The organism is Jiella endophytica, from assembly GCF_004519335.1.
GTDB classification, from domain to species: Bacteria; Pseudomonadota; Alphaproteobacteria; order Rhizobiales; family Rhizobiaceae; genus Jiella; species Jiella endophytica.
Genome location: NZ_SOZD01000003.1, coordinates 167,052 through 192,038, shown reverse-complemented (window position 1 = coordinate 192,038; position 24,987 = coordinate 167,052). Strand labels below are relative to the sequence as shown.

Sequence of the window (24,987 nt, the reverse complement as noted above, 5' to 3'; positions counted from 1 at the left end):
CGAAGGATCGTGCCATTCTCGATGATGGAGCCCGCGGGCTGGCCTTACGATCCAGGCGTCCAAGAACTTCCGATGGCCGCGGGATCGTCGATGCCCTCGGGCAAATCGGTGAACTTTCGCGCGTCGGACAATTTTCGCCCGGGCAATGTCGGATGCGTCATCTCACGGACGATGTCCTCCGCCGACGGGATGATCCCGACCCGCTCCAGCCCGTAAAGCATGCCGATCGTGGAAAGCAGGTGGAGGTTCGGAGGCTTGTTGATGACCCGTATCCCCGCGTCCTCGAACAGAATGGCCACCGGATCTCCGGCAGCCGTGTACGATGGCAAGCCGTTGTCCGACGTCATGAAGTCGACCATGGCCAATTCACCGGCGTTTCTTTTCAGTTTTCCGCCTCTGGCTCGCTTCTCCCGCTCCATTTGCCCGATGTCGGTTGGCTCGATGAGGAAGGGGGGGCGGTTGTTGTCGATAAAGGCCTTTACCTCGCGATCTTTGAGGTAGACCGGGTCACTCGTGAGCTCGTCGTAGACGGCATCGACCACCACGACGCGCATGTCGAGCGCCAACAGAAGGTCCAGCCGACCCGCCACCCAGAGGCTGTTGAAGGGCCCGGCATCCGCCATGACGAGCGTGCACCGCTTCATGATTTCCAGAGTTTCTCGAAGAGGAGCGCCTGGTTCTCGATCTCATGGGGCGCCGGTCGCGGGATAGGCAGATCGGCCTCGCCCAATTGGATGAGGAGCTCGCTATAGTCCCTCAACCCCATGAGCCTGATCGCTTCCCTGCGCGAAAGCCGCCCTTCGGAATAGGCCAGCAGCGGATCGTCCTCCGGCGGCGAGGAGCCGTCGCTCGTCACCGCCTCCAAATGCGAACGGACGATCGCGGTCATCGTGGTTCCGTTGGCGGCGGCATAGGCTTTGGCTTTCTGCACCAACGCATCCGGCAGATTGAACGTCGTGTTGCGTTGCACGGTCGGCGCCTCTGAGCTGCAGTATGATCACATATATATGTGATAGCGAGATGCTCGGCAATCTGGGCGATGGCGCTGCCGAACGCGGTGGACGTGCCGGGGTCGTTTTCTGCCGTGGGCCGCATATGCGGTGTGAGTCTCTGCGTGCCGCCGCCATTGCCCGGCCACCCGCTCGCCAATATGCTGCCCCGATGGCGTCGTCAGGAGAGGGTGACAATGGCTTCTCCGGAAAAGGAGCTGGTTTCCGCAGACGCGTTCCTCGCATGGGCGGCGACCCAGAAGGAGCGGTTCGAGCTCGTCGACGGTCGGGTCGTCCGGATGATGACTGCCAGTAAGCAGAGCTACAACGTCGTTGCCGCTGACACTCTCGCGGCGCTGTTGCCGCATGCAAGGCGCAACGGCTGCCGGACAACTGCCAGCGATACCGCAGTCAGGACGGGGCCGGTAACGATCCGCAATCCCGACGTGGTGGTCGACTGCGGACCGGGCAATCCCGAAGCGTTGGAAGCCTCCACACCAACGCTGGTCGTCGAAGTCTCATCCCCGGGTACCTCGGCGATCGACGCGACCGACAAGCTCGACGAGTACCGGTCCCATGGCGACATCCGGCTGATCCGCTTCGTCGATCCCGACGTGATCTCGGTAAAGCTGTACCGGCGGAACCTGAGAGGCGGGTGGAGCGTCGAGAAGTTTGATGACCTGGATCAGACCATAGATCTCGCCGAGATAGGGGCGGTGCTGATGATGGGTGCGATTTACGAATCGCTCGAGCCGTTGCCACCGCCTCATCTGAGACTCGTCGATACGGCACCCTGATCGCGAGCCAGACATGTTTTGGGCGAGGTGGCTCTCAACGGCGATTTTGCACTGCAAAATTCGCTTGCCCTTGGCCACCAGCCGACTAACCTCCCGTTGGTGACCTGCGTAGACAAAAGGACTGCCCCATGACCGACGTGATCGTTCTCGGCGCCGGCATGGCGGGGGTGGGTGCCGCGCTGGCCTTGCAGGAGCAAGGCAGGAACGTTGTCATCGTCGATCGCAAGCCGAAATTTGCCGGCGAGACGAGCTATGGCAATGCCGGCATCATCCAGGCCGAGGCCGTCGAGCCCTATGCGATGCCGACCGACATTCCCTCTCTCGTCGCCATCGCGCTGAAGCGCACCAACGACGTCGAATGGAATGTCGAATCGATCCTCGCCGAGGTCCGTAGTCTCCTTGCCTATTTCCGCAACTCCCAGCCGGGGCGCTACCGGCGGATCACCGGGACCTGGGGCAGGCTGATCCGCCGCTCGCGGGAGGACCACGCGCGCTACATCGACGATGCCGGCGCGGACGGGCTGATCCGCCGCGATGGCTTTCACCAGGCCTATCGCGACGAAGCCAAGCTCGCGGCCGCGGTCGCCAAGGCGGAAAGGGTGAAGGCCGAGTTCGGCGTCGGCTTTGCGGCGCTCGATTCCGCCGGGCTGATGGCCGCCGAGCCGGCCCTGAAGCCCGGCTTTGCCGGCGCCATCCACTGGACCGATTCCTGGTGCTGCTCGAGCCCCGGCGATCTGACCCAGGCCTATGGCGACCTCTTCGTGAAGCGCGGCGGCAGGCTCCTCGACGGCGATGCCGAGACGCTCGCTGCGGACGGGGCCGGCTGGCGGGTCGATACCGCCGAGGGAAAGGTTTCGGCGAAGGACGTCGTCGTCTGCCTCGGCGCCTGGTCGCCGAAGCTGCTGAAGCGCTTCGGCTACAGGATCCCGATGGTCAGGAAGCGCGGCTATCACCAGCATTTCCAGAACAATCCGCTCGACAAGCCGCTGATGGACGCCTCGGTCGGCGCGGTGTTCGTGCCGATGAAGCTCGGCATGCGCATCACCACCGGCGCCGAGCTCACGGCGATGACCGCGACGCAGAACCTGCGTCAGCTGGAGGAAGCCGAAAAAGGCGCGCGAAAAGTCCTGGATTTCGGCGGCCCGGTGGAGAACCAGCCCTGGCACGGCACGCGCCCCTGCATGCCGGACATGCTCCCGGTGCTCGGCAAGGCCCCGAAGCATGACGGGCTGTGGTTCGATTTCGGCCATGGCCACCAGGGGTTTACGCTGGGGCCGACCACCGGCGTCCTTCTTGCCGAGCTCATGGCCGGCAATGGCGACCCGGTGCTGGAGGCGCTGTCGCCGGCGCGTTTTGCATGAGCCGGATCGGCGGATGCCGTGACAGCAGAAGAAGGGGTGCGCGGCCCTCTGCCGCGACTTTCATCGCGGCCGGCGCGCACCTATAGTAGGGCCATGGTTCACACCGCATTCCTCGTCCGATGATGTCCGTCAGCGATCTTGCCCGCGTCCAGGTTCCGCCGCTCGACGAGCGTGCCCGCGAGATCTTCCGCCTGATCGTCGAGAGCTATCTCGACCAGGGCGAGCCGGTCGGCTCGCGCATGCTGTCGAAGCTTCTGACCTCGTCGCTCTCGCCCGCCTCGGTGCGCAACGTCATGAGCGACCTCGAAGCGCTCGGCCTCATCTACGCCCCGCATGTCTCGGCCGGCCGGCTGCCGACCGAAATCGGCCTCCGATTCTTTGTCGATGCGTTTCTGGAAGTCGGCGATCTCGCTGCTTCCGAGCGCGACGAGATCGAGGAGAAGGTGCGCCTCGTCGGCGACGGTCGGGGGGTGGAAAACCTTCTCACCGAGGCGAGCAACCTTCTGTCGGGTCTGTCACGCGGCGCCGGCATCGTCGTCACCACCAAGTCGGACCTCCGCCTCAAGCACATCGAGTTCATCCGGCTGGAGCCGACCCGCGGTCTCGCTGTCCTCGTCGGCGAGAACGGCGAGGTGGAAAACCGCATCTTCGACCTGCCGGCCGGGGTGACGGCCTCGCAGCTCGTCGAGGCGGCGAACTTCCTCAACGCCCATGTCGTCGGCCGCACCCTCGGCGAGGCGCGCGAGCGGATCGCGAAGCTCCAGAAGGAGACGGCGACGGCCCTCGATCTTCTGTCCCAGACACTCGTCGATCAGGGGCTGGCGATCTGGTCCGGCGCCGCGGCCGACCAGCCGGCGCAGCTGATCGTCCGCGGCCGGGCGAACCTTCTTGAAAACATCTCCGCCAGCGAGGACATCGATCGCCTGCGGCTGCTCTTCGACGATCTCGAAACCAAGAACGGCATGATCGAGCTGCTCGGCCTTGCCGAGGCGGGCAACGGCGTCCGGATCTTCATCGGTTCGGAGAACAAGCTGTTCTCGCTCTCCGGCTCGTCGCTGATCGTCGCTCCCTACATGGGGGGAGGGGGCGGGGGAACGGAAAGCGTTGTCGGCGCCGTCGGCGTCATCGGGCCGACCCGGCTGAACTATCGCCGCGTCGTGCCGATGGTCGACTATACGGCGCGGATCGTCTCGCGGCTTCTGCAGAACCGCTCGGGCGATTCCGAGGCTTGATTTTCACGCCCTGCAATTCGATATGCCGCTGCGATAACGCATTCGTGCATCGGCCTTCAGTCGCGGTTTCTGATCGAACGGCGGCCGGGCCGGCTTGCGGCAGAACATCGCGCCAGTCGCATCCGACGCGACCCATGGCGCCGACGAACGGGATGAAAGAGGGATGATGAGCGAGACCGGCAGGAACGACGGCAACGCCACCGAGAGCAAGGGTCCCGAAACCGGGGCCACCGAGACCGCGACGGGTGAAGCCGGCGCGGCGACGCCCCAGTCTTCCCAGTGGGGCGCGGGTGCCGCCTATGGCGAGGCGGCAGGCGATGCCGGCGAGGCGGCGGCCCGTTCCGCCGATGCCGAGCGGATCGCCGCGCTCGAAGCCGAGAACGCCGACGTCAAGGACCGGCTGCTGCGGCTCGCCGCCGACATGGAGAATCTGCGCCGGCGCACCGAGCGCGAGATCAAGGACGCGCGCACCTACGCGGTGACCGGCTTTGCCCGGGAGATGCTGTCGGTCGCCGACAATCTGGCGCGCGCGCTCGACGCCGTCCCGGAGGAGCATCGCTCAGACGAGAGCTCCGGCCTCAAGGCGCTGATCGAGGGTGTCGAGATGACCGAGAAGGGGCTGATCTCGACGCTGGAAAAGCATGGCGTCAGGAAGCTCGAGCCGGAGGGCCAGCGCTTCGATCCGAACTTCCATCAGGCGATGTTCGAGATCCCAAATGCCGAGGTGCCGAGCGGCACGGTGCTGCAGGTCGTCCAGGCCGGCTATGCGATCGGCGACAGGGTGCTGCGGCCGGCAATGGTCGGCGTCTCCAAGGGCGGCCCGAAGGCTTCGCCGGCAAAACCCGCCGAGGCGGAGAGCGAGGCCGGGGAATAGGCCTTTGCGGTTATCCCCGCAGTTATCCAGAGCATCCGGGTTTCTCCCGGCCTGAGAGACGCCGTCCGATCCGGGCGGCGTCTTTCCTTTGTGACGAATCGCGGCTTGGTGTAGGGCATCTGCTTTCGACACCCGGAGCGCCGTGTCCTTAAAGGACGTGTGACAGACGCTCCGACAGTTTGATTCCACGCATCTCGCCGACCGGAGATCGCATCCGATCCGTTGGCCGATGCCGTGGTCACGAGGGACGGCGATGGCGGAGCCTGCGCGCAAATTCGAGGAAGAGCAGGCGCTCTATCGCGAGGCTCCGGCCAATATCGAGGCCGAGCAGGCGCTGATCGGCGCGATCCTCGTCAACAATGACGCCTATTACGTCGTCCACGACTTCCTGAAGCCGGACCACTTCTTCGAGCCGATCCACAAGGAGATCTTCGAAAAGACCTCCGAGATGATCCGGATGGGCAAGATCGCCAATCCGGTGACGATCAAGACCTTCCTCGCCGCCAGGGACAAGATCGGCGAGATGACCGTCGCGCAGTATCTCGCGCGCCTCGCCGCCGAGGCGACGACGATCATCAACACCCTCGACTACGGCCGTGCGGTCTACGACCTGGCGCTCCGCCGCTCGCTGATCGGCATCGGCGAGGAGATGGTCAATCTCGCCTTCGACGCGCCCCTCGACATGGAGCCGAAGGACCAGATCGAGGAGGCCGAGCGCCGCCTATTCACCCTCGCCGAGACCGGCCGCTACGACGGCGGCTTCCAGTCCTTCACCGACGCGGTGACCGCTGCCGTCCAGATGGCGACGGCGGCGAAGGACCGCGACGGCGGCCTTTCCGGCATTTCCACCGGCATCATCGCGATGGACCGGCGGCTCGGCGGCCTGCAGCCCTCCGACCTCGTCATCCTCGCCGGCCGCCCTGCCATGGGCAAGACCTCGCTTGCCACCAACATCGCCTTCAACATCGCCGCCGCCTACGAGCCGGCCGAGCAGGCCGACGGCTCCTTCAAGGCCAAGAACGGCGGTGTCGTCGGCTTCTTCTCGCTGGAGATGTCGGCCGAGCAGCTCGCCACCCGCATCATTTCGGAGCAGACCGAGATCTCCTCCTCAAAGATCCGCCGCGGCCAGATCAACGATCAGGAGCTGACCAAGCTGATCGCCTGTTCGGAGATGATGCAGAAGCTGCCGCTCTATATCGACCAGACCGGCGGCATCTCGATCGCCCAGCTCGCCGCAAGGGCGCGGCGGCTCAAACGCCAGCGCGGCCTCGACGTGATGGTGATCGACTATGTCCAGCTGATGCAGGGCTCGTCCAAGGCCTCGTCGCAGAACCGCGTCCAGGAGATCACCGAGATCACCACCGGCCTCAAGGCGCTGGCGAAGGAGCTGCAGGTGCCGATCGTCGCCCTGTCGCAGCTCTCGCGTCAGGTCGAGGCCCGCGACGACAAGCGCCCGCAGCTCGCCGACCTGCGCGAATCCGGCTCGATCGAGCAGGATGCCGACGTCGTCCTCTTCGTCTATCGCGACGAGTACTACCTCGCCAATCGCGAGCCGAAGCCCGGCACCGACGAGCATCTGAAGTGGGAACAGGCGCTGAACGACGCCAGAGGCAAGGCCGAGGTGATCATCGCCAAGCAGCGCCATGGCCCGACCGCCACCGTGCCGCTGGCCTTCCAGGCCGAATACACCCGCTTCACCGATCTCGCCGAGGAGGCCTATCTGCCGGAACGCTTCGAGTAGAGTGTGCGGGGGCGGATACGAAACTACAACGCCCCCGGGAGCCGGGAAGCGTCGCTTCACCATTCCCTCATGCTGAGCCTGTCGCACCACCAGGGAAATGGCTCCATTATGCGCCGAGCGCCCTCGTGGTTCGACAGGCTCACCATGAGGGCCACTATTTGTACCGCGACCTCGGCACCGTCGTCTTCATCAAGCGTATTGCCGCATGCATGGTGACGTCGAGGGGGCGGCGACGATCCCGCACGACCCGTCTCGGCTGCCGAGACTCAGGCGAAGCCATTGAAATCGCGTCATCCTCGGGCTTGTCCCGAGGATCTGCTGCCGCCGCCGCACCAGAATCCACACAGAATGCCCTTCCGCCCGCGGACGGTCCGACGATCAACCCACAGTAGATCCTCAGGACAAGCCCGAGGCTGACGCCGCGGAGGGGCGGATGTCCGTCCCTGGGACGCGACCGCACGCGATTTCAGCACCATTGCAAAATCGATGCATGGACATGCCCGCGTCCGACCTTGACTTGGCGCATGGGCCCCAATCTCTGCTACGCTCTGGCAAGCGATCGGGCGAGGGGAGGCGGCCGGTCGAAGGCACGACCATCCCGCAGGGCACATCATGGCAGCATCCACTCCCGCAACGCCGATCGACCGGTCCCGCATGCCCCGCGTCGAGATCGACACCGCGGCGCTGAAGGCCAACTGGCGCACCCTCGACGCGCTGAACGTTACCGGGCGCACCGGCGCGGCGGTGAAGGCCGACGGCTACGGCCTCGGCGCCGGGCGGATCGCGGCGGCGCTCTACGAGGCGGGCTGCCGGGACTTCTTCGTCGCCTGGCCGGAGGAGGGCGTCGCCCTGCGCGAGTCGCTCGATGCGGCCGGTGTTGCTGATGCGACGATCTACGTCCTGCAGGGTGTTTGGCTGCCCGACGTTCCGGCCTGCCTTGCGGCGCGTCTGGTTCCGGTCCTGTCGAGCCTTGCCGAGATCGCCGCCTGGTGCGAGGGGCTCGAGCGCGCCGGAACGAAGGCGCCGGCGGCCCTGCAGCTGGAGACCGGCATGAACCGTCTCGGCCTCGATGCGGCCGATCTGCCGATCGTCAGGGCCGCCGTCGCCGGCGGCACGCTCGACGTCGCCCTGGTGATGAGCCATCTCGCCAGCGCCGACGAGGAGACCGGCCAGCGCGAGGAGCAGCGGGCGGTGTTCCTCGCCATGGCCGAGGCGTTTCCCGGCGTGCCGCGCTCGCTCGCCAATTCCTCCGGATCGTTTCTCGGGCCGGACTTCACCTTCGATCTCACGCGGCCGGGCATTGCGCTCTATGGCGGCCGCGCCGGTGCGCCGTCCGAGGGAAGGCTGAAGCCGGTCGCCTCATTGACCGCAGCCGTCCTGCAGGTCCGTGGCGCGAGGGCCGGGGAGGCGGCCGGCTACGGCGCGGCCGGACGGCTCTCGCGCGACACCCGCATCGCCACCGTCGGCCTCGGCTATGCCGACGGCTATTTGCGCGCCGCCTCCGGTGCCGGCGTGCCGCTCCGCGAGATGCGGCCCGGCGCCACGGCCTTCGTCGCCGGCCATTCCGTGCCGGTGCTCGGCCGGGTGTCGATGGACATGACGCTCATCGATGTCACCGACGTGCCGGCGGAGCTAGTGGAGCCGGGTACGCGGGTGGAATTCTTCGGCCCGAATGTCGCGATCGACGACGTCGCGGATGCCGCGGGGACGATCGCCTACGAGCTTTTGACGGGGCTGGGGAGACGGGTGGAGAGGGTGTGGCGTTGATCAATACGGGCACGATCGGCCGCGGACTTCTGCCGTTTCTGCCTCTTGTGGTCGGGGTCGGTCTCAAATTCGCCCTGATAGACCAGCCGTCGGACGATCTGCTCGATCATTTCTACGAAGTCTATCTCCGCCCTGCCTGGATCGAATTCATCGTCACGGCCTTCATCCTTGGCGCCACGGCTCTGCTTTCTCAATCCGTCGTCGACAAGAAGGACGTCACCGTCTACGCGATCGTTCCCTCTGCCTGCTTCATTCTATGCGTCATCCTCGTTGCGGGCAGCCAGAAGGCGAAAATTGATAGTGGTGTGATCCAAGTCTATATTCCGGGCGTCGTGACGGCAGTCAGTCTGGCATTTTCAGGAGGCTGGGTTGGAAAATCCTCGCAGTGAAGAGACTTGGGGCGAGGCGTTTCACGAAGTGCTCGTTTACATGCGCCATAACGGCCTTGAGGCCCTGATCGTCGGCTTCGGCGTAGTGGGTTTGATGTATGCGACGGAGCTTTTGTTGAAGTCGCTCAACTGAAGACACACAGGCGATGCGGGTAAATGCATATGGCAGAGCTATCACCGGGACCGGTCGATCCTGACGACGCACCTGCATGGACAGACGAGCAGTTTGCGCGGGCAGAAATCGCCGAGAACGGCGCCGTCCTGGAGCCAGCGACTGGGACGCTGACGAAAGGGCCGGGCCGCCACGCGCTCGATCACCCCAAGCAACGGGTCACCTTGCGCCTTGACCACGATGTCGCCGAGGCTCTGAGGGCGTCGGGCAAGGGCTGGCAGACGCGCGTCAATAGCGTCCTGAGGGAGTGGCTCGAGCAGTAGCATCACAGGACATCGGACAGCGCCAGGTCGCGCGGAGTCGGCTCAGCCGGCCCTTCCGTCCGCGCCGCCCATCCGCTAATCCCCGCTGATGGCGAAATCCAAGCTCACCTTCATCTGCCAGGCCTGCGGCGCGGTCTATACGCGCTGGCAGGGCAAGTGCGACGCCTGCGGCGAGTGGAACACCATCGTCGAGGAGAACGCCTCGGGCGGCATCGGCGGCGGGCCGCAGCGCGGCGCCCGGCGCAAGGGCCGCCCCTCGGCGTTGTTGCCTCTTTCAGGCGAGATCGAGGAGGCGCCGCGCATCGTCTCCGGCATCGGCGAGCTCGACCGTGCCACCGGCGGCGGCATCGTCCGCGGCTCGGCGATCCTCATCGGCGGCGATCCCGGCATCGGCAAATCGACGCTGCTGATGCAGGCGGCGGCGGCGCTGTCGCGGCGCAAGAGCTCGGTCGTCTACGTCTCCGGCGAGGAGGCGGTGGCCCAGGTGCGGCTGAGGGCCCAGCGGCTCAACGCCGCCGACACCGACGTCCAGCTGATGGCCGAGACGAACGTGGAGGACATCCTTGCCACCCTCGCCGAGGGCCGCCGGCCCGACCTCCTGATCATCGATTCGATCCAGACCCTCTGGTCGGACCTCGCCGAATCGGCGCCCGGCACGGTCACCCAGGTGCGCGCCGGCGTCCAGGCGCTGGTGAAATATGCCAAGTCGTCCGGCGCCGCGGTGATCCTCGTCGGCCACGTCACCAAGGACGGCCAGATCGCCGGTCCGCGCGTCGTCGAGCACATGGTCGATGCGGTGCTCTATTTCGAAGGCGAGGGCGGCCATCATTTCCGCATCCTGAGGACCGTGAAGAACCGCTTCGGCCCGACCGACGAGATCGGCGTCTTCGAAATGGGCGGCGAGGGCCTCAGGGAAGTCGGCAATCCGTCGGAGCTGTTTCTCGGCGAGCGCAATGCCAAATCGCCGGGCGCGGCCGTCTTCGCCGGCATGGAGGGTACGCGCCCGGTGCTGGTCGAGATCCAGGCCCTCGTCGCCCCTTCGGCGCTCGGCACGCCGCGTCGAGCCGTCGTCGGCTGGGACCAGCCGCGGCTCGCCATGGTGCTGGCGGTGCTCGACGCCCATTGCGGCGTGCGCCTCGGCCAGCACGACGTCTATCTCAACGTCGCCGGCGGCTTCCGGATCTCGGAGCCAGCGGCCGATCTCGCCGTCGCGGCGGCGCTGGTCTCCTCGCTCTCCGGGGCACCGCTGCCCGCCGACGGGGTCTATTTCGGCGAGGTCTCGCTGTCCGGTGCGGTGCGCCCCGTCGCCCATGCCGCGCAGCGGCTGAAGGAGGCGGAAAAGCTCGGCTTTTCCAGAGCCGTCCTGCCGGCCGCGAGCAGCGATCTGCCGAAATCCCACGGCATGCGCGTCGAGGATGTCGAGGCGCTGCCGGACCTCGTCGCCAAGGTCGCCGGCGGCGCGATCCCGCGGTCCGGCGACGAGACTTGAGGATTTGTCGAATCTCTTAGTGAAAATCCCGTCGCAAAACGGTAATGGGGTGTCGCGCGCCGCGCAGCCGAACCATCGATCCTGGAAGCGTATTTGATGTCCGTCACACTTCTCGATGCGATCCTCGTCGCGATCATGCTGGTCTCGGCGCTGCTCGCCATGGTGCGCGGCTTCTCGCGCGAGGTCCTGTCGGTGGTCGCCTGGGCCGTCGCGGCGATCGTCGCCTTCATGTTCTATGCCGACCTGACGCCCTATGCGCAGCAATACATCTCCTCGCGCACCGTCGCGATGGCGGCCTCGGCTGCGGCGATCTTCATCGTCACTCTGATCATCGTCTCCTACATCACGCTCAGGATCGCCGATTTCATCATCGACAGCCGAATCGGCGCGGTCGACCGGGTGCTCGGCTTCATCTTCGGCGCGGTGCGCGGGCTGCTGCTCGTCGTCGTCGCCATGCTGTTCTTCAACTGGCTGGCGCCGGAGAACCAGCCGACCTGGATCGCCAATGCCGCCTCGAAGCCCTATCTCGACGATCTCGGCAAGCAGCTGGTCGCCGCGCTTCCGGACAATCCGGAAGGTCTGATCATGGACCAGATCGACAAGCTGAAGGAGGGCGGCGAGCCGGGCGAGGGCCAGCAGCCGGCGAGTGACGAGCCGACCTCGGTCGAGGGCGCCATCCAGGGTGCAGATCCCGCCAATCCGGCGCCGGACACCGACAGCGGCTCGACGAATTGACGGCCGGACGAAACGAAGCATTCGCCGTGAACGGCTCGTCTGCGAGGCGTGACTCGCGTGTTTCGCCGACACGGACTATATAAGCGCCAACCGACCACCAGCCAGCGGAACGCATTCAAGCCATGGACGAGACGCCATTCGGCGACGACACGCTGCATGAAGAATGCGGCGTTTTCGGCATTTTCCAGAGGACGGACGCCGCCGCCGTGGTGACGCTGGGGCTGCACGCGCTCCAGCATCGCGGTCAGGAGGCCGCGGGCATCGTCGCCCATGACGGCACGCAGTTTCATGTCGAGCGGCACGCCGGCCTGATCGGCGACACCTTCACCAAGGCTTCGGTGCTGGAGCGCTTGCCGGGCCACTCGGCGATCGGCCACACCCGCTACGCCACCACCGGTGGCGGCGGCCTTCGCAACGTCCAGCCTTTCTTTGCCGAGCTGTCGGCCGGCGGCTTCGCCGTCGCCCATAACGGCAACATCACCAATGCGCTCACCGTGCAGCGCGAGCTGCAGCGCCGCGGCTCGATCTTCTCTTCGACCTCCGACACCGAGACAATCCTGCATCTCGTCGCCACCAGCGGCGCGCGGGCCTTCGTCGACAAGCTGATCGACGCCCTGTCGCGGCTCGAAGGCGCATTCTCGCTGGTGGGGCTGTCGGCGAATTCGATGATCGGCGTGCGCGATCCGCTCGGCATCCGGCCGTTGGTCCTCGGCGAATTCGAGGGCTCGCTCATCCTCGCCTCCGAAACCTGCGCCCTCGACATCATCGGCGCCGAGTTCGTGCGGGACATCGAGCCCGGCGAGATGGCCGTCGTCACCGAGAGCGGCGTCGAGAGCATCTTTCCGTTCCAGTCGCGCCGGCCGCGCTTCTGCATCTTCGAATATGTCTATTTCGCCCGGCCGGACTCCAATGTCGAAGGCCGCAACGTCTACGACATCCGCAAGAAGATCGGCATCGAGCTTGCCAGGGAGAGCCATGTCGATGCGGATGTCGTCGTGCCGGTGCCGGATTCCGGCGTGCCGGCCTCGATCGGCTATGCCCAGGAGGCGAAGCTTCCCTTCGAGCTCGGCATCATCCGCAACCACTATGTCGGCCGCACCTTCATCCAGCCGACCGACTCCATCCGCCACATGGGCGTCAAGCTGAAGCACAATGCCAACCGCAAGATGATCGAGGGCAAGCGGATCGTCCTCGTCGACGATTCCATCGTGCGCGGCACCACCAGCCAGAAGATCGTCCAGATGGTGCGCGAGGCCGGCGCCAGCGAGGTGCATATGCGGATCGCGTCGCCGCCGACTTCCGCGTCGTGTTTCTACGGCGTCGATACGCCGGAAAAGGCCAAGCTCCTCGCTTCTCGGATGACAATCGAGGAGATGGCGGAGTTCATCCAGGTGGATTCGCTCGCCTTCCTGTCGATCGATGGGCTTTATCGCGCCTGCGGCGAGACCGGCCGCTCGAAGATCTCGCCGCAGTTCTGCGACGCCTGCTTCACGGGCGACTATCCGACCTCGCTGACCGATCAGGACGGCCAGGACAATGTCCGCCAGCTGTCGCTTCTCGGCGGCGCGGGCTGAGCATGGTCCGGAAAAGTGGGAACCGGTTTTCCGATCAGATCATGCTCCGATAAGAAGCGATGATCCGGAAAAGTGGGAACCGGTTTTCCGGTGAGATCATGCTCAGATCAGAAGCAATGATCCGGAAAAGTGTGAACCGGGTTTTTCGGTGAGATCATGCTCCGATCAGAAGCGATGATCCGGAAAAGCGGGAACCGGTTTTCCGATCCAACCGTGATCCGGTAAGAAGCCGCGAAACGACAACCGACAGCCAGGGAGGACTTCGATGTCTGGGAGGCTCGAAGGCAAGACCGCGCTGGTAACCGGCGCCTCGCGCGGCATCGGCTATCAGCTCGCCAAGCAGATGGCGGCCGAGGGCGCGCATGTGATCGCGCTCGCCCGCACCGTCGGCGGGCTCGAAGAGCTCGACGACGAGATCAAGTCGGCCGGCGGCAGCGCCACACTCGTCCCCCTCGACCTCACCGACATGGGCGGCATCGACCGGCTCGGCGGCGCCATCAAGCAGCGCTGGGGCAGCCTCGACGTGATGGTCGCCAATGCCGGCATGCTCGGCGTCCTCTCGCCGATCGGCCATATCGAGGCGAAGGTCTTCGAAAAGACCATGACGGTGAACGTCACCGCCACCTGGCGTCTGATCCGCTCGGTCGATCCGCTGCTGCGCGCCTCCAAGGCCGGGCGGGCCATCGTGATGTCGTCGGGCGCTGCTCATTCCGCCAAGGCCTACTGGTCGCTCTATGCCGCGACCAAGGCGGCCTGCGAGGCGATGGTGCGGTCCTGGGCGAACGAGACGATGAACACGCCACTCAAGGTCAATGCCGTCAATCCCGGCGCGACGCGCACCGGCATGCGCGCCCAGGCGATGCCGGGCGAAGATCCGAAATCGCTGCCGACCGCCCGCGAGGTGGCGGCCAAGATCCTGCCGCTCGCCTTTGACGACGTGACCGAGACGGGCAAGATCTTCGACGTCCGGGAGAACCGGTTCCTGACCTATCAGGACCCCGCCTGAGCGAAGGGTGATGATGGTGGAAAGCCTTGACCTTCCGCCAATCATCCGCCCGCAACTCCTCCGTCGAGGCGACGTCGTTCGGCTGGTCTCGCCGGCAAGCCCCGTATCACAGGCGGTTCTCGACCGCGCGGCGGAAATCCTGTCCGGATGGGATCTGCAGGTCGAATTCGCCGACCACGTCCTCGCGCGCTCCGGCTATCTCGCCGGCTCGGACGGCGAGCGCCTCGCCGATCTCGATGCGGCCTTCCGGGATCCGAATGTGCGGGCGGTGATCGCAACGCGCGGCGGCAAGGGCTCCTACCGCATCGCCGACCAGCTGGATTTCAATGCGATGAGCCGCGATCCGAAGTGGCTGGTCGGCTTCAGCGACATCACCATCCTGCAACTGGCTCTCCAGCGCCATTGCGGCCTCGTCTGCGCCCATGGCGCGGTGGCCTGGCACTTCGAGGGCACGCCTGTCGAGGCTCATGCGAGCGGTCTGCGAAAGATCCTGATAGGCGGCGAACCTCTCTGCATCGCCAGCCTGGCGCAGGAGCCGACGCGCCAACTCACCAGTCGCGGCACCGCTCGGGGACGGTTGATCGGCGGCAATCTCGATTTGATCGCGACGGCGGCCGGCTGGGCGCTGCCCGACCTGCGTGGTGCGATCCTGCTCCTGGAATGCGTCGACAAGCATCCCGGCGAGGTCGATCGCCCGCTGACGATGCTGGTGAAGGGCGGCCATCTGCACGGGGTCGCCGGCTTCGCGATTGGACGTCTGTCTGGCCATTCGGACAAGGGCAACGCAATGCTGCGCGCGATCCTTGCCGGTCATCTGGCACGTTTCGATGTCCCGGTGCTGGGTGGACTGCCCGTTGGTCATGGGCCCGGGACCGTAGCGATCAGGACCGGCGGCATGGCGGAACTCGACGCGGATCGCGGTCTGCTGAAGGTCGAGTAATCCTTTCCGAATATGATGTTGCTGCTCTCCATTTCGGCAATCTGGCAGGGGCAGGATCGATGGTCGTGTCACGATTAAAACAAGTCGCCGAGATTTCGGGCGCCGTGTAGAAACCGGACGATGCGAACTTCGTCGGCCAGTTCGCGAAAGAAGATCAAATAGCGCCCGTGGATCATCATTCGCAGGCCGGCTGATATATCGGATCGCTCCCTGAAGCTCGATGGGCGGACGGCTGCAAGCACCGCCTTTCGTTCAAGTTCCGCCACAAAACTGATCGCACGGTCCGGATCATCCTCGGCGATGTAGATTGCGATGTCGCGGAGATCCGCCAGGGCCTGAGGTGAGTATGCGAGCCGCTTCAAGCGCTGCCCGCCCGCCTTGCCGCGACAAGCGCGCGCAGTTCCGCATAGACATCTTCGGCCGGGATCGACGGGCCGCTTTCGTCGCCGGCACGGATCAGTTCGTGCACCGCTGCGGGTTCGTGGCGCTGGACATCGCGGGCTCTGGTCCACTCGCGCAAGGCTTCATGCACGACTTCGCTGGTCGAGGCATATCGACCCTCTGCGACGGCGGCCTTCAGATCCGCCGCCATTTCGGCGGGCAGGGCGATGGTCATGCGTTCAATCCTGGACATCGGCGGCTCCGGCTACGCGCACATACTTTATCACACTGGCCGCGGCCCGACAGTCGCCGTCCCGAACGCTCACGCCACCCTTCGCCCTTCGCGCCAGACGCTCCGTACCACCGGCGGCTCTTCGGCCTTGTGCGCGGCCCGCACGAGATCCGCCCGCCTCCCTTCTGCGATCGTCCCGCGGTCGGTCAGGCCGACGGCGGCGGCCGGGTTGGCGCTGGCAAGCCGCACGGCCGCCGGCAGCGAGGCGTCTCCCGTCTCGGCCAGCGCAAACACCGACTGGATCAGGCTGAAGGGCACATAGTCCGACGAGAGAATGTCGAGCAGGCCGGCGCGCAGGAGGTCGTGCGCCGAGATATTGCCGGAATGCGAGCCGCCGCGCACGACGTTCGGCGCCCCCATCAGCACCTTCATGCCGGCGTCTCGGGAGGCTTGCGCTGCCGCGATCGAGGTCGGGAACTCCGAGATCTGCGTGCCGAGCGAATTCGACTCCTCCACATGCGCCAGCGTCGCGTCGTCATGGGAGGCGAGCGCGATGCCCCGCCCGCGGCATTCCTCCGCGATCGCCCGGCGATGCGGCGCGGCGTTCTTTTCCGACTGGGCGATGCGCGCCGCGGCGAAGGCCTCGAAATCGGCTTCGCTCATCCTGAACTTGTCGGTCAGATAGGCCTTCAGCGCCGCCAGGTCGTGAAACTGCCGCTGGCCCGGCGCGTGATCCATCAGCGAGACGAGCTTCAGCCGCGGCTGGTCCTTGATGAGCCGGAAACCTTCAAGGACGTCGTCGGCGGAAACCTCGCAGCGCAGATGCAAAAAGTGCTCGGCGCGCAGGCGACCATCATTCATCGCCCGGTCGAGCGTCGTCGCCAGCGCGGCAACGTCCTCGCTGCTCGATCGGGTGTTCTCGTCGGTGCCGACGCGCATGGCATCGAGGACCGTCGTAATGCCGGAGGTCGCGACCTGCCCGTCATGGGCCTGGATCGCCGCCATCTCGTTCCAGACGACGCCGGAACGCGGGTGGTGGTGTCCCTCGATCTGGTCGGTGTGGAGCTCGACGAGACCCGGCAGGACATAGTCGCCGCCCATGTCGGTGCCGCCATCCATGCGGCCGGGCCGGATTTCGGCGATCAGCCCGTCCTCGATGACGACGGCGCCTTTGACGATCTCGTCGGCAAGGACGATGCGGGCGTTGGCGAGGATCGCTGGCTCGGTCATGGCGGCTGCTACCGGGGCTCGACGTTACAAATGCGGTCAGGACGGCTGCGGCCGCAGCCGGCGGCGATCTGAAAAAAAACGAAAAGCCCGTGGCGCGGAGCCGCGGGCTTTTGGGGGCACGTCCGGCGATGTCGGGGCAGCGTCAGCGGGCCCGGCGACGCTCCGTCACCGCCTGGAAGGCGAGCTTGGCGTGGAAGGCGCAATAGGGCGTGCCGTCGCCGGAATGGTCGCCGCAAAAATGGAAGTCCGGCGCCAGCGGATCGCCGATCGGCCATTTGCAGGTCCGCTCGGTCAGCTGCACCAGCGACAGCTTGCGGGTCATCGGCACGACTTCGCCGCTCTGCCGGGCGACCGGCGCGGCCTCTTCCTCGATCTCGTGCTGAATCTCGACCTTCAGTGCCGTCGCGCCCATGGTGCGGGCGACCGGCCGGCTGGTCTGCACGACCTGCGCCGCGACGACCTGCGGCGTTGCGACCGGCTGCGCGACGACGCGCGGCGCGGCAGCGACCACCGGCTCCGCCACGATGGCGGGCTTGGCCTCGGTCTTCATCCGGGATTCCAGCTTGAGGCGATGGACCTTGCCGATTACTGCGTTGCGGCTGACGCCGCCGAGCTTGTCGGCGATCTGGCTGGCGCTGTGCCCTTCGGTCCAGAGCTGCCGCAGCATCTCCACGCGTTCGTCCGTCCAACCCATTGGTTTTGCTCCTTCTCAAAGGAAGCGGCGGCCGGAATCCACTCACCGTCCGTGCAGCATGGCACACGGAGGAGGATACAAGATGTATGGTGAGACTAGGTCCGCCGCTCGAAGTCTAGTATCTAGCTCCGGAATTTACCGTATCGCGTGACTCGGTGACAAGAGTCGGGGATACGGGAAATGTCCGTTCCGGTGTTTTTCCCCAGCCAATATGGGGTCGATCGGCAGCAATTTCACGTAACGCAGCGTCACTGATATTGCGGCGATGCGAAATTTGGCCGTCTCCTGCCTCGCGCCGGCGCGGACGACATGATATATGGGCCTTTCCGAGAAATCGGAGACGCCTGAAAAGCCTGCCCTGCGGCAGGCTTTGACGTTTTCAGGAGCTTTGAACAAGGCCGCTCCCAGACGAGTTGAAACCCATGAACCAGAATCTTCAGGACAAATCGCCGCTCTATCAGACCTATGCCCGCGCGCCGCTCGCTTTCGAGCGCGGCGAAGGCGTCTGGATCGAGACGCGCGAAGGCCGACGGTTCATGGATCTGTCCGGCGGCATCGCGGTCAACGTGCTCGGCCATGCCCATCCGCATCTCGTCGCGGCGCTGAAGGATCAGGCCGAGAAGCTCTGGCATACCTCGAACCTCTTCGAGGTGCCGGGCCAGACGCGGCTTGCCGAGAGGCTGACGGCCAACACCTTCGCCGACCGCGCTTTCTTCACCAATTCCGGCGCCGAGGCGCTGGAATGCGCGATCAAGACCGCGCGGCGCTACCAGTACGTCTCCGGCCATCCCGAGCGCTTCCGCATCCTGACCTTCGAGGGCGCCTTCCACGGCCGCACCCTGGCGACCATCGCCGCCGGCGGCCAGGCGAAATATCTCGAGGGCTTCGGGCCGAAGGTCGAGGGCTTCGACCAGCTGCCCTTCGGCGACGAGGCGGCGCTTCGCTCGGCGGCGGCTGGCGCCGACGTCGCGGCCATCCTGATCGAGCCGATCCAGGGCGAGGGCGGCATCCGCCCGGTGCCGACGCCGTTCCTGAAGCTGATCCGCGAGCTCTGCGACGCCCATGGCCTGCTCTTCATCTATGACGAGGTGCAGACCGGCGTCGGGCGCACGGGGCGCCTCTATGCCTATGAGAATTCCGGCGTCGCGCCGGACATCATGGCCTCGGCCAAGGGCATCGGCGGCGGCTTTCCGATGGGCGTCTGCCTTGCCACGGCGGAAGCCGCCAAGGGCATGACGCCCGGCACCCACGGCACCACCTATGGCGGCAACCCGCTCGCCATGGCGGTCGGCAACGCCGTTCTCGACGTGATCCTGGAGGACGGCTTTCTCGATGAGGTCCGGCGCAAGGCGCTGTTCTTCAAGCAATCGCTCGCCTCGCTCGCCGACCGCTATCCGGATGTCGTCGAGGCGATCCGCGGCGACGGGCTGCTGATCGGCCTGAAGATGCGCGTGCCGAACACCGACATGATCGCCGCGCTGCGCGGCGAGGGCATGCTGGCGGCGCCGGCCGGCGACAACGTCGTGCGGCTGCTGCCGCCGCTGAACATCACGGAGGACGAGATCCGCAACGCCATGGAGCGGATCGAGGGCGCCGCTTCGAGCCTTTCGACGCCGCAGCGCGCCAGCGCATGAGATGACGATGACCAACAACTCCGCAAATCCGCGGCACTTCCTCGATATCGCGGCCGTGTCGCAGGCCGATCTCCGGCTGATCATCGAGGATGCCTCGCGGCGCAAGCAGCTGCTTCCGGCGGGCGACAAGCCGCTCGCCGGCAAGATGCTGGCGATGATCTTCGACAAACCGTCGACCCGCACCCGCGTGTCCTTCGACGTCGCGATGCGCCAGCTCGGCGGCGAGACGCTGTTCCTGTCGGGCGCCGAGATGCAGCTCGGGCGCTCCGAAACCATCGCCGACACGGCCCGCGTCCTGTCGCGCTATGTCGATGCGATCATGATCCGCACCACCGCCCACGACCGGCTGCTCGAAATGGCCGAGCATGCCACCGTGCCGGTGATCAACGGGCTGACCGACGACACCCATCCCTGCCAGATCATGGCCGACCTGATGACCTTCGAGGAGAAGCGCGGCCCGGTGAAGGGCAAGGTCTTCGCCTGGACCGGCGACGGCAACAACGTGCTCGCCTCCTTCGCCGAGGCTTCGGCCCGCTTCGACTTCGAGCTCAGGATTGCGACGCCGGAAGGCTCCGATCTCGACGGCCGCTACATCGACTGGGCCCGCGGCGAGGGCGCCTCGATCGTCACCACCACCGACCCGGTGAAGGCGGTGTCCGGCGCCGATTGCGTCGTCACCGACACCTGGGTGTCGATGGGCCGCGAGGAGCAGGCGCGCGGCCACAACGTCTTCATGCCCTACCAGGTCAACGAGCGGCTGATGGCGAATGCCAAGCCGGAGGCGCTGTTCATGCACTGCCTGCCGGCCCATCGCGGCGAGGAGGTCACCGACGGGGTGATCGACGGGCCGCAGTCGGTGGTCTTCGACGAGGCCGAGAACCGCCTGCATGCCCAGAAGGCCATTCTCGCCTGGTGCTTCGGCGAGGCGGCCCGCGGAACCTCCGCCCATGGCTGAGAACGAGCGCATCCTGTCCCTCGGCGACCTCGCCGGGGACGATGCCGTCGTGCCCTTCGCGGTCGAGACTCTCGACGCGCGCGGGCGCGGCGTGCAGCTCGGCACGATGCTCGACCAGATCCTCGACCGGCACGACTATCCGGAGCCGGTGTCGCGGCTTCTGGCCGAGATGATCGTCCTCACCGTGCTGCTCGGCACCTCGCTGAAATTCGAGGGCAAGTTCATCGTCCAGACCCAGACCGACGGGCCTGTCGACCTGCTCGTCGTCGACTTCTCGACGCCCTCCAGCGTGCGCGCCTATGCCCGCTACGACGACGCGGCCTTGGCGGAGGCTGTGGCGAGTGGCGCCACCAGCTCCGAGGAACTGCTCGGCAACGGCACGCTGGCGCTGACCGTCGACCAGGGCAGCTACACCCAGCGCTATCAGGGCATCGTCGAGCTCAACGGCGCCGACATCGAAGCCGTCGCCGAGACCTATTTCCGCCAGTCAGAGCAGATTCCGACGACGGTGAAGCTCGCCGTCGCCAAGATCGCCCGGCGCGGCGAGAACGGCTTCGTTGAAAGCTGGCGGGCCGGCGGGCTGCTCGCGCAGTTCCTGCCCGAATCCGCCGAGCGGATGCGGCTTCCGGACCTTCCGGGCGGCGACCTTCCCGAGGGCGCCGAGGAATACGACGAGAGCGACGAGTTCGACGACGCCTGGCTCGAGGTGCGGGCGCTGGTCGACACGGTCGACGCCTCCGAACTCACCGATCCCGAGATCGGCGTCGAGCGGCTGCTGTTCCGGCTGTTCCACGAGCGCGGCGTGCGGGTCTTCCCGGCCGACCGGGTGATCGACGAATGCTCCTGCTCGCGCGAGAAGATCGGCGGCGTCCTGTCGAGCTTCACCGCCGAGGAGATCGAGGAGAGCGTCGAGGACGGGGTGATCAAGGTCACCTGCGAATTCTGCGGCACGCAGTACGAATTCGACCCCGGCGATTTCCGCGAGGACTGATCGACGGGCTCTGACGCGATCGCTCTTCCGCTTTTGCGAAGCTTCCTACCCCCCTCTGTCCTGCCGGACATCTCCCCCTCAAGGGGGGAGATCGGAGGTTTCGAGGTACGGCCCGCTCCCATCATTCGCTGTGCAAGCTGCGCATTGTTGCCTGGTAGCAGTGGCATCGATGCAGGTCGATCTCCCCCCTTGAGGGGGAGATGTCCGGCAGGACAGAGGGGGGTGCACATGCATCCGCTCAAACCATGGCGGCCGAGCCCACTGCGGCACCCGTATCCTCTGTCCCTCACACGGCAGCGGCCTCCTTCGGCATCAGCGTCTGCCGCGCGATCACCAGCGCGACGATCGCAAGGCCGATCAGCGTCGAGACGAGTTCCGGCGCGACGAGCAGCATCGCCGCTGCCGCCAGCAGCCAGCGTTCGGCCGCGTAGAGCGGCCCGGCGAGCCAGCCTGCGAAGGCCGCCGACAGCGCCGTGATGCCGACGATCGTGCCGGAAAAGGCCAGCGCGAAGGCCTGCCAGGTGAAGCCGTCGGTCACCAGCAGCAGCGATGGCGCGAAGACGAAGACGAAAGGCACCAGCGCCTTGCCCATCGACAGCCGGAAGGCGGTGTTGCCAGCCTTGAACGGGTTGGCATTGGCGATGCCGGCGCCGGCATAGGCGGCGAGCGCGACGGGCGGCGTCACGTCGGCAAGGACGCCGTAATAGAAGACGAAGAAGTGGGCGACCAGCGGCGCGATGCCGAGCAGGCCGAGGACGGGCGCTGCCACCGACACCATGATCAGATAGGTCGCCGTCGTCGGGATGCCGCAGCCCATGACGATGCAGACGATCGCTGTCAGGAGCAGCGTGATCAGCAGCGTCAGCGTCGATACGCCCATCACGTCGAAGGGGATGAACGGCGCGACCGCCGCCGCCCAGCCGCCGGCGGTGGAGGTGACCATGTAGGCGATCTTGAAGGAGACGCCGGTCAGCGTCACGACACCGATGATGATGCCGACGGTCGCCGCCGCCGCGCCGACTGCTAGGGCGTATTTCGCGCCGAGGACGAAGGCGTCGAAGACGTCGCGCGGGCCGATCCGGTTGAGCGGATTGACGAGGCCGACGACGATGCAGGCGGTGATGCCCCAGAAGGCGGCGAGATAGGGCGTATAGCCCTGCATCAGGATGGCGATCAGGAGGATCAGCGGCACCACCGTCGGCCAGTCGCGCTTCAGGACGGCGCCGACCTTCGGCAGCTCTTCCTTGGTGAGGCCGCGCAGGCCGAGGCGCTTGGCCTCCAGATGCACCTGTACCAGGACGCCGAAGAAATGCATGAAGGCGGGCACGATCGCCGCGGTGATGATCGTCGTATAGGAAACGCCGAGAAATTCGATCATCAGGAAGGCCGCGGCGCCCATCACCGGCGGGGTGATCTGCCCGCCGGTCGAGGCCGCTGCCTCGACGGCTGCCGCGAAGTGGCGCGGATAGCCGATGCGGATCATCGCCGGGATGGTCAGCGAGCCGGTGGTCACCGTATTGGCGATCGACGAGCCGGAGATCGAGCCGAGCAGCGCGGAGGAGAACACCGACACCTTGGCCGGGCCGCCGGAAAAGCGGCCGGCCAGCGCCGAGGCGAGGTCGATGAACAGCCGGCCGAGGCCGATCCGCGTCGCCAGCACGCCGAACAGCACGAAATGGAAGACATAGGTCGCGACGACGCCCACCGGCAGGCCGTAGATGCCCTGGCTGGTGAGGTAGAGATGGTTGACGAGGGTCTTCCAGTCGGCGCCCGGATGGACGAGGACGCCCGGCGCATACTGGCCGAAGAGGCCGTAGGCCATGACGACCACGGCGATCGCCGCCAGCGGCCAGCCCATCGAGCGGCGCGTCGCCTCGAGGAGGACGACGATCAGGACCGTTCCCATGACGACGTCGATCGGCAGCGGATTGCCGACGCGAAAGGCAAGGTCGTCGAAGATGAACGGCACGTAGAGCGCCGAGACCGCCGCCGCGATGGCGAACAGCCAGTCGAGGATCGGCAGGCCGAAGGGCCGCAGGAGCGACGACGGGTAGAGCCTTTCCTGGCCCTTCGGCGTCGCCGCGAAGACGATGAAGATCAGCGACAGGACGAAGGCGAGGTGGACGCCGCGATGGGTCGCCTCGCGCAGCAGGCCGAAGCCCGCCGTGTAGTAGTGGAACAGCGACAGCGCGAAGAGCAGCAGCGCGGCGATGAAGGCCGCCACCTTGCCGAGCGGGCGAAAGCGCACTTCCGGGTCGAAGCGCTCTTCCAGCTCCTTGGTCTTGTCGGGATCGAACTCGGCGGTCTGGTTCATCGGCTGGACGGTGTCGCGGGGATCATGGCTGAGAGGATCGGAACAAACGGACCGGCCGCCCCCCGCGCATGGCGAAAGGCGGCCGGCAATCCTGGAGCGGTTACTTCGAGGCGGTAATGCCGGCCTCGTCGTAGAACTTCTTGGCGCCCGGATGCAGCGAGATCGCGACGCCGTCGAGCGCGGTCTCCTTGGTGATCTCCTTGCCCTTGGCATGGCCGGCATCGAGCAGCTTGCGGGTGTTGTCGTTCCACAGAGCCTTGGTGATCTCGTAGATCAGATCTTCCGGCTGGTCGGCGCTGGTCACCCACTGGGCGCCGACCGACAGCGTCTCGACGTCGCCCTCCTGGCCGTCATAGGTGCCGGCGGGGATCGTGTTCTTGGCGAAGAACTCGTAGTCGGTGGTGACCTTCTTCGCCTCGTCGCCGGCGATCGGCACGATGGTGATCGGCGTGTTCGAGGCAAGCTCGACGATGGCGCCGGCCGGGAAGCCGCCGACGAAGAAGAAGGCGTCCATCGCGCCGTCGCGCATCCGGTCGGCGGCCTGGTTGGGCTTCAGATATTCCGGCTCGATGTCCTTCTCGGTGATGCCATAGGCCTCGAGGATCAGCCGTGCGTCGACCAGCGTGCCGGAGCCCGGCTCGTCGAGGGAGACGCGCTTGCCCTTCAGGTCGGCGACCGACTTGATGCCGGAATCCGCCTTGGCGACGAGATGGATGCTCTCGGGATAGAGATTGGCGATCGCGGTCAGCTTCTCGACCTTGCCCTTGCCTTCGAAGACGCCAGTGCCGGTCTGCGCCCAATAGGCGACGTCGGATTGCGAGAAGCCGGATTCGATCGTGCCCGAGCCGATGGCGTTGACGTTGGCGACCGAGCCGTTCGAGGCAATGGCGGTGGCGACGAGGCCGGGCACGCCGCAGCTGCCGCCCTCATCGCAGGCGCGCGAGCCCGGAGGGTTGGAGATGGCATTGGCGAGCAGGCCGCCGATCGGGAAGTAGGTGCCGGCCGTGCCGCCGGTGGCGATGCGGAAGAACTTCATGTCCTGGGCGAAGGAGCCGCCGACGGCGAGGGCGCCGACGGTGACGACGGCGCCGGCCGCAATCAGGGTCTTCTTGAGGGAAAATCGCATGGGATCTGGTCCTTTCTGGCCGCGAGGCGGGAAATTCGGCGAAAGGGACCATAACCAGCTCTGCCCGAAGCCGGAAGCCTCGATGACGTTTCGGTAAGGTT

General features: G+C 66.2%; 25 protein-coding genes. 17 read left to right on the top strand and 8 right to left on the bottom strand.

Annotation, left to right across the window (positions count from 1 at the left end):
• Positions 1-44: 44 nt before the first annotated feature.
• Together E3C22_RS10810 and E3C22_RS10805 are read right to left on the bottom strand one after the other, a co-directional pair.
• On the bottom strand, positions 45-644 hold the full coding sequence (locus E3C22_RS10810) for a hypothetical protein (protein WP_134762036.1): 600 nt from the start codon (positions 642-644) through the stop codon (positions 45-47).
• Positions 641-970, bottom strand: coding sequence for a DUF6364 family protein (locus E3C22_RS10805; protein ID WP_134762035.1), 330 nt, complete (start codon positions 968-970; stop codon positions 641-643). Before E3C22_RS10805 ends, E3C22_RS10810 begins: the two co-directional genes overlap by 4 nt.
• A gap of 69 nt (positions 971-1,039) precedes the next feature.
• Between E3C22_RS10805 and E3C22_RS10800 the strand changes: the two genes are divergently transcribed.
• The 14 genes from E3C22_RS10800 to E3C22_RS10740 all read left to right on the top strand — a co-directional run bounded on the left by E3C22_RS10800 (position 1,040) and on the right by E3C22_RS10740 (position 15,329).
• Entirely contained in the window at positions 1,040-1,786 is a 747-nt protein-coding gene (locus E3C22_RS10800; protein ID WP_134762034.1) for a Uma2 family endonuclease, read from the top strand.
• A gap of 128 nt (positions 1,787-1,914) precedes the next feature.
• Positions 1,915-3,147: an NAD(P)/FAD-dependent oxidoreductase gene (locus tag E3C22_RS10795; protein ID WP_134762033.1), complete on the top strand. Its 1,233-nt coding sequence runs from the start codon at positions 1,915-1,917 to the stop codon at positions 3,145-3,147.
• A 119-nt stretch (positions 3,148-3,266) separates the two neighbouring features.
• Entirely contained in the window at positions 3,267-4,379 is a 1,113-nt protein-coding gene (gene hrcA / locus E3C22_RS10790) for a heat-inducible transcriptional repressor HrcA (RefSeq protein WP_134762032.1), read from the top strand.
• 163 nt (positions 4,380-4,542) lie between these two features.
• Positions 4,543-5,253, top strand: coding sequence for a nucleotide exchange factor GrpE (grpE, locus tag E3C22_RS10785; RefSeq protein ID WP_245514919.1), 711 nt, complete (start codon positions 4,543-4,545; stop codon positions 5,251-5,253).
• Between the two features lie 253 nt (positions 5,254-5,506).
• A complete protein-coding gene (locus tag E3C22_RS10780) occupies positions 5,507-6,994 on the top strand; it encodes a replicative DNA helicase (protein WP_134762031.1) in 1,488 nt (495 codons plus the stop codon).
• Positions 6,995-7,606: 612 nt separating this feature from the next.
• Complete coding sequence (gene alr / locus E3C22_RS10775; protein ID WP_134762030.1) at positions 7,607-8,761, top strand: alanine racemase; 1,155 nt, start codon at positions 7,607-7,609, stop codon at positions 8,759-8,761.
• The gene (locus E3C22_RS10770; RefSeq protein WP_134762029.1) at positions 8,752-9,150 is read left to right on the top strand and encodes a hypothetical protein; all 399 of its coding nucleotides are present in this window, start codon (positions 8,752-8,754) and stop codon (positions 9,148-9,150) included. Before alr ends, E3C22_RS10770 begins: the two co-directional genes overlap by 10 nt.
• Positions 9,131-9,283: a hypothetical protein gene (locus E3C22_RS24480; RefSeq protein ID WP_167591734.1), complete on the top strand. Its 153-nt coding sequence runs from the start codon at positions 9,131-9,133 to the stop codon at positions 9,281-9,283. The genes E3C22_RS10770 and E3C22_RS24480 overlap by 20 nt, the downstream gene beginning before the upstream one ends.
• A gap of 23 nt (positions 9,284-9,306) precedes the next feature.
• The gene (locus E3C22_RS10765) at positions 9,307-9,585 is read left to right on the top strand and encodes a BrnA antitoxin family protein (protein ID WP_206026940.1); all 279 of its coding nucleotides are present in this window, start codon (positions 9,307-9,309) and stop codon (positions 9,583-9,585) included.
• An 88-nt stretch (positions 9,586-9,673) separates the two neighbouring features.
• Positions 9,674-11,074: a DNA repair protein RadA gene (gene radA, locus E3C22_RS10760; protein WP_134762028.1), complete on the top strand. Its 1,401-nt coding sequence runs from the start codon at positions 9,674-9,676 to the stop codon at positions 11,072-11,074.
• A 96-nt stretch (positions 11,075-11,170) separates the two neighbouring features.
• On the top strand, positions 11,171-11,809 hold the full coding sequence (locus tag E3C22_RS10755) for a CvpA family protein (protein ID WP_134762027.1): 639 nt from the start codon (positions 11,171-11,173) through the stop codon (positions 11,807-11,809).
• A 122-nt stretch (positions 11,810-11,931) separates the two neighbouring features.
• Positions 11,932-13,383: an amidophosphoribosyltransferase gene (purF, locus tag E3C22_RS10750; RefSeq protein ID WP_134762026.1), complete on the top strand. Its 1,452-nt coding sequence runs from the start codon at positions 11,932-11,934 to the stop codon at positions 13,381-13,383.
• Positions 13,384-13,648: 265 nt separating this feature from the next.
• Positions 13,649-14,389: an SDR family NAD(P)-dependent oxidoreductase gene (locus E3C22_RS10745; RefSeq protein WP_134762025.1), complete on the top strand. Its 741-nt coding sequence runs from the start codon at positions 13,649-13,651 to the stop codon at positions 14,387-14,389.
• A 10-nt stretch (positions 14,390-14,399) separates the two neighbouring features.
• Entirely contained in the window at positions 14,400-15,329 is a 930-nt protein-coding gene (locus tag E3C22_RS10740) for a S66 peptidase family protein (protein ID WP_342635624.1), read from the top strand.
• Positions 15,330-15,403: 74 nt separating this feature from the next.
• On the opposite strand, the gene E3C22_RS10735 is transcribed toward E3C22_RS10740, so the two are convergent.
• The 4 genes from E3C22_RS10735 to E3C22_RS10720 form a co-directional block, all read right to left on the bottom strand.
• Complete coding sequence (locus tag E3C22_RS10735; RefSeq protein WP_134762024.1) at positions 15,404-15,691, bottom strand: type II toxin-antitoxin system RelE/ParE family toxin; 288 nt, start codon at positions 15,689-15,691, stop codon at positions 15,404-15,406.
• Complete coding sequence (locus tag E3C22_RS10730) at positions 15,688-15,963, bottom strand: ribbon-helix-helix domain-containing protein (protein WP_134762023.1); 276 nt, start codon at positions 15,961-15,963, stop codon at positions 15,688-15,690. Before E3C22_RS10730 ends, E3C22_RS10735 begins: the two co-directional genes overlap by 4 nt.
• Positions 15,964-16,032: 69 nt before the next feature.
• Positions 16,033-17,172, bottom strand: coding sequence for an alpha-D-ribose 1-methylphosphonate 5-triphosphate diphosphatase (locus E3C22_RS10725; RefSeq protein WP_134762022.1), 1,140 nt, complete (start codon positions 17,170-17,172; stop codon positions 16,033-16,035).
• 142 nt (positions 17,173-17,314) lie between these two features.
• Positions 17,315-17,866 carry a GcrA family cell cycle regulator gene (locus E3C22_RS10720; RefSeq protein ID WP_134762021.1) on the bottom strand — a complete coding sequence of 184 codons (552 nt, stop codon included), beginning with the start codon at positions 17,864-17,866 and terminating at the stop codon, positions 17,315-17,317.
• A gap of 422 nt (positions 17,867-18,288) precedes the next feature.
• Between E3C22_RS10720 and E3C22_RS10715 the strand changes: the two genes are divergently transcribed.
• The 3 genes from E3C22_RS10715 to E3C22_RS10705 are packed head-to-tail and all read left to right on the top strand — an operon-like array spanning position 18,289 to position 21,446.
• The gene (locus E3C22_RS10715) at positions 18,289-19,500 is read left to right on the top strand and encodes an aspartate aminotransferase family protein (RefSeq protein ID WP_134762020.1); all 1,212 of its coding nucleotides are present in this window, start codon (positions 18,289-18,291) and stop codon (positions 19,498-19,500) included.
• 1 nt (position 19,501) lies between these two features.
• The gene (gene argF / locus E3C22_RS10710) at positions 19,502-20,455 is read left to right on the top strand and encodes an ornithine carbamoyltransferase (RefSeq protein WP_425364969.1); all 954 of its coding nucleotides are present in this window, start codon (positions 19,502-19,504) and stop codon (positions 20,453-20,455) included.
• Positions 20,448-21,446, top strand: coding sequence for an Hsp33 family molecular chaperone (locus tag E3C22_RS10705; RefSeq protein WP_134762018.1), 999 nt, complete (start codon positions 20,448-20,450; stop codon positions 21,444-21,446). The genes argF and E3C22_RS10705 overlap by 8 nt, the downstream gene beginning before the upstream one ends.
• Before the next feature lie 286 nt (positions 21,447-21,732).
• Here E3C22_RS10705 and E3C22_RS10695 read toward each other — a convergent pair whose 3' ends face one another.
• The gene (locus E3C22_RS10695; RefSeq protein WP_134762017.1) at positions 21,733-23,760 is read right to left on the bottom strand and encodes a TRAP transporter permease; all 2,028 of its coding nucleotides are present in this window, start codon (positions 23,758-23,760) and stop codon (positions 21,733-21,735) included.
• Positions 23,761-23,860: 100 nt separating this feature from the next.
• Complete coding sequence (locus E3C22_RS10690) at positions 23,861-24,886, bottom strand: TAXI family TRAP transporter solute-binding subunit (protein WP_134762016.1); 1,026 nt, start codon at positions 24,884-24,886, stop codon at positions 23,861-23,863.
• Positions 24,887-24,987 lie beyond the last annotated feature (101 nt).

What these genes read in the sequence shown, in the direction of transcription:
- E3C22_RS10810 (WP_134762036.1), bottom strand. Translation starts at nt 644, where the DNA reads ATGAAGCGGTGCACGCTCGTCATGGCGGATGCCGGGCCCTTCAACAGC.
- E3C22_RS10800 (WP_134762034.1), top strand. Translation starts at nt 1,040, where the DNA reads ATGGCGCTGCCGAACGCGGTGGACGTGCCGGGGTCGTTTTCTGCCGTG.
- E3C22_RS10795 (WP_134762033.1), top strand. Translation starts at nt 1,915, where the DNA reads ATGACCGACGTGATCGTTCTCGGCGCCGGCATGGCGGGGGTGGGTGCC.
- hrcA (WP_134762032.1), top strand. Translation starts at nt 3,267, where the DNA reads ATGATGTCCGTCAGCGATCTTGCCCGCGTCCAGGTTCCGCCGCTCGAC.
- grpE (WP_245514919.1), top strand. Translation starts at nt 4,543, where the DNA reads ATGATGAGCGAGACCGGCAGGAACGACGGCAACGCCACCGAGAGCAAG.
- E3C22_RS10780 (WP_134762031.1), top strand. Translation starts at nt 5,507, where the DNA reads ATGGCGGAGCCTGCGCGCAAATTCGAGGAAGAGCAGGCGCTCTATCGC.
- alr (WP_134762030.1), top strand. Translation starts at nt 7,607, where the DNA reads ATGGCAGCATCCACTCCCGCAACGCCGATCGACCGGTCCCGCATGCCC.
- E3C22_RS10765 (WP_206026940.1), top strand. Translation starts at nt 9,307, where the DNA reads ATGCATATGGCAGAGCTATCACCGGGACCGGTCGATCCTGACGACGCA.
- radA (WP_134762028.1), top strand. Translation starts at nt 9,674, where the DNA reads ATGGCGAAATCCAAGCTCACCTTCATCTGCCAGGCCTGCGGCGCGGTC.
- E3C22_RS10755 (WP_134762027.1), top strand. Translation starts at nt 11,171, where the DNA reads ATGTCCGTCACACTTCTCGATGCGATCCTCGTCGCGATCATGCTGGTC.
- purF (WP_134762026.1), top strand. Translation starts at nt 11,932, where the DNA reads ATGGACGAGACGCCATTCGGCGACGACACGCTGCATGAAGAATGCGGC.
- E3C22_RS10745 (WP_134762025.1), top strand. Translation starts at nt 13,649, where the DNA reads ATGTCTGGGAGGCTCGAAGGCAAGACCGCGCTGGTAACCGGCGCCTCG.
- E3C22_RS10740 (WP_342635624.1), top strand. Translation starts at nt 14,400, where the DNA reads ATGATGGTGGAAAGCCTTGACCTTCCGCCAATCATCCGCCCGCAACTC.
- E3C22_RS10730 (WP_134762023.1), bottom strand. Translation starts at nt 15,963, where the DNA reads ATGTCCAGGATTGAACGCATGACCATCGCCCTGCCCGCCGAAATGGCG.
- E3C22_RS10725 (WP_134762022.1), bottom strand. Translation starts at nt 17,172, where the DNA reads ATGACCGAGCCAGCGATCCTCGCCAACGCCCGCATCGTCCTTGCCGAC.
- E3C22_RS10720 (WP_134762021.1), bottom strand. Translation starts at nt 17,866, where the DNA reads ATGGGTTGGACGGACGAACGCGTGGAGATGCTGCGGCAGCTCTGGACC.
- E3C22_RS10715 (WP_134762020.1), top strand. Translation starts at nt 18,289, where the DNA reads ATGAACCAGAATCTTCAGGACAAATCGCCGCTCTATCAGACCTATGCC.
- argF (WP_425364969.1), top strand. Translation starts at nt 19,502, where the DNA reads ATGACGATGACCAACAACTCCGCAAATCCGCGGCACTTCCTCGATATC.
- E3C22_RS10705 (WP_134762018.1), top strand. Translation starts at nt 20,448, where the DNA reads ATGGCTGAGAACGAGCGCATCCTGTCCCTCGGCGACCTCGCCGGGGAC.
- E3C22_RS10695 (WP_134762017.1), bottom strand. Translation starts at nt 23,760, where the DNA reads ATGAACCAGACCGCCGAGTTCGATCCCGACAAGACCAAGGAGCTGGAA.
- E3C22_RS10690 (WP_134762016.1), bottom strand. Translation starts at nt 24,886, where the DNA reads ATGCGATTTTCCCTCAAGAAGACCCTGATTGCGGCCGGCGCCGTCGTC.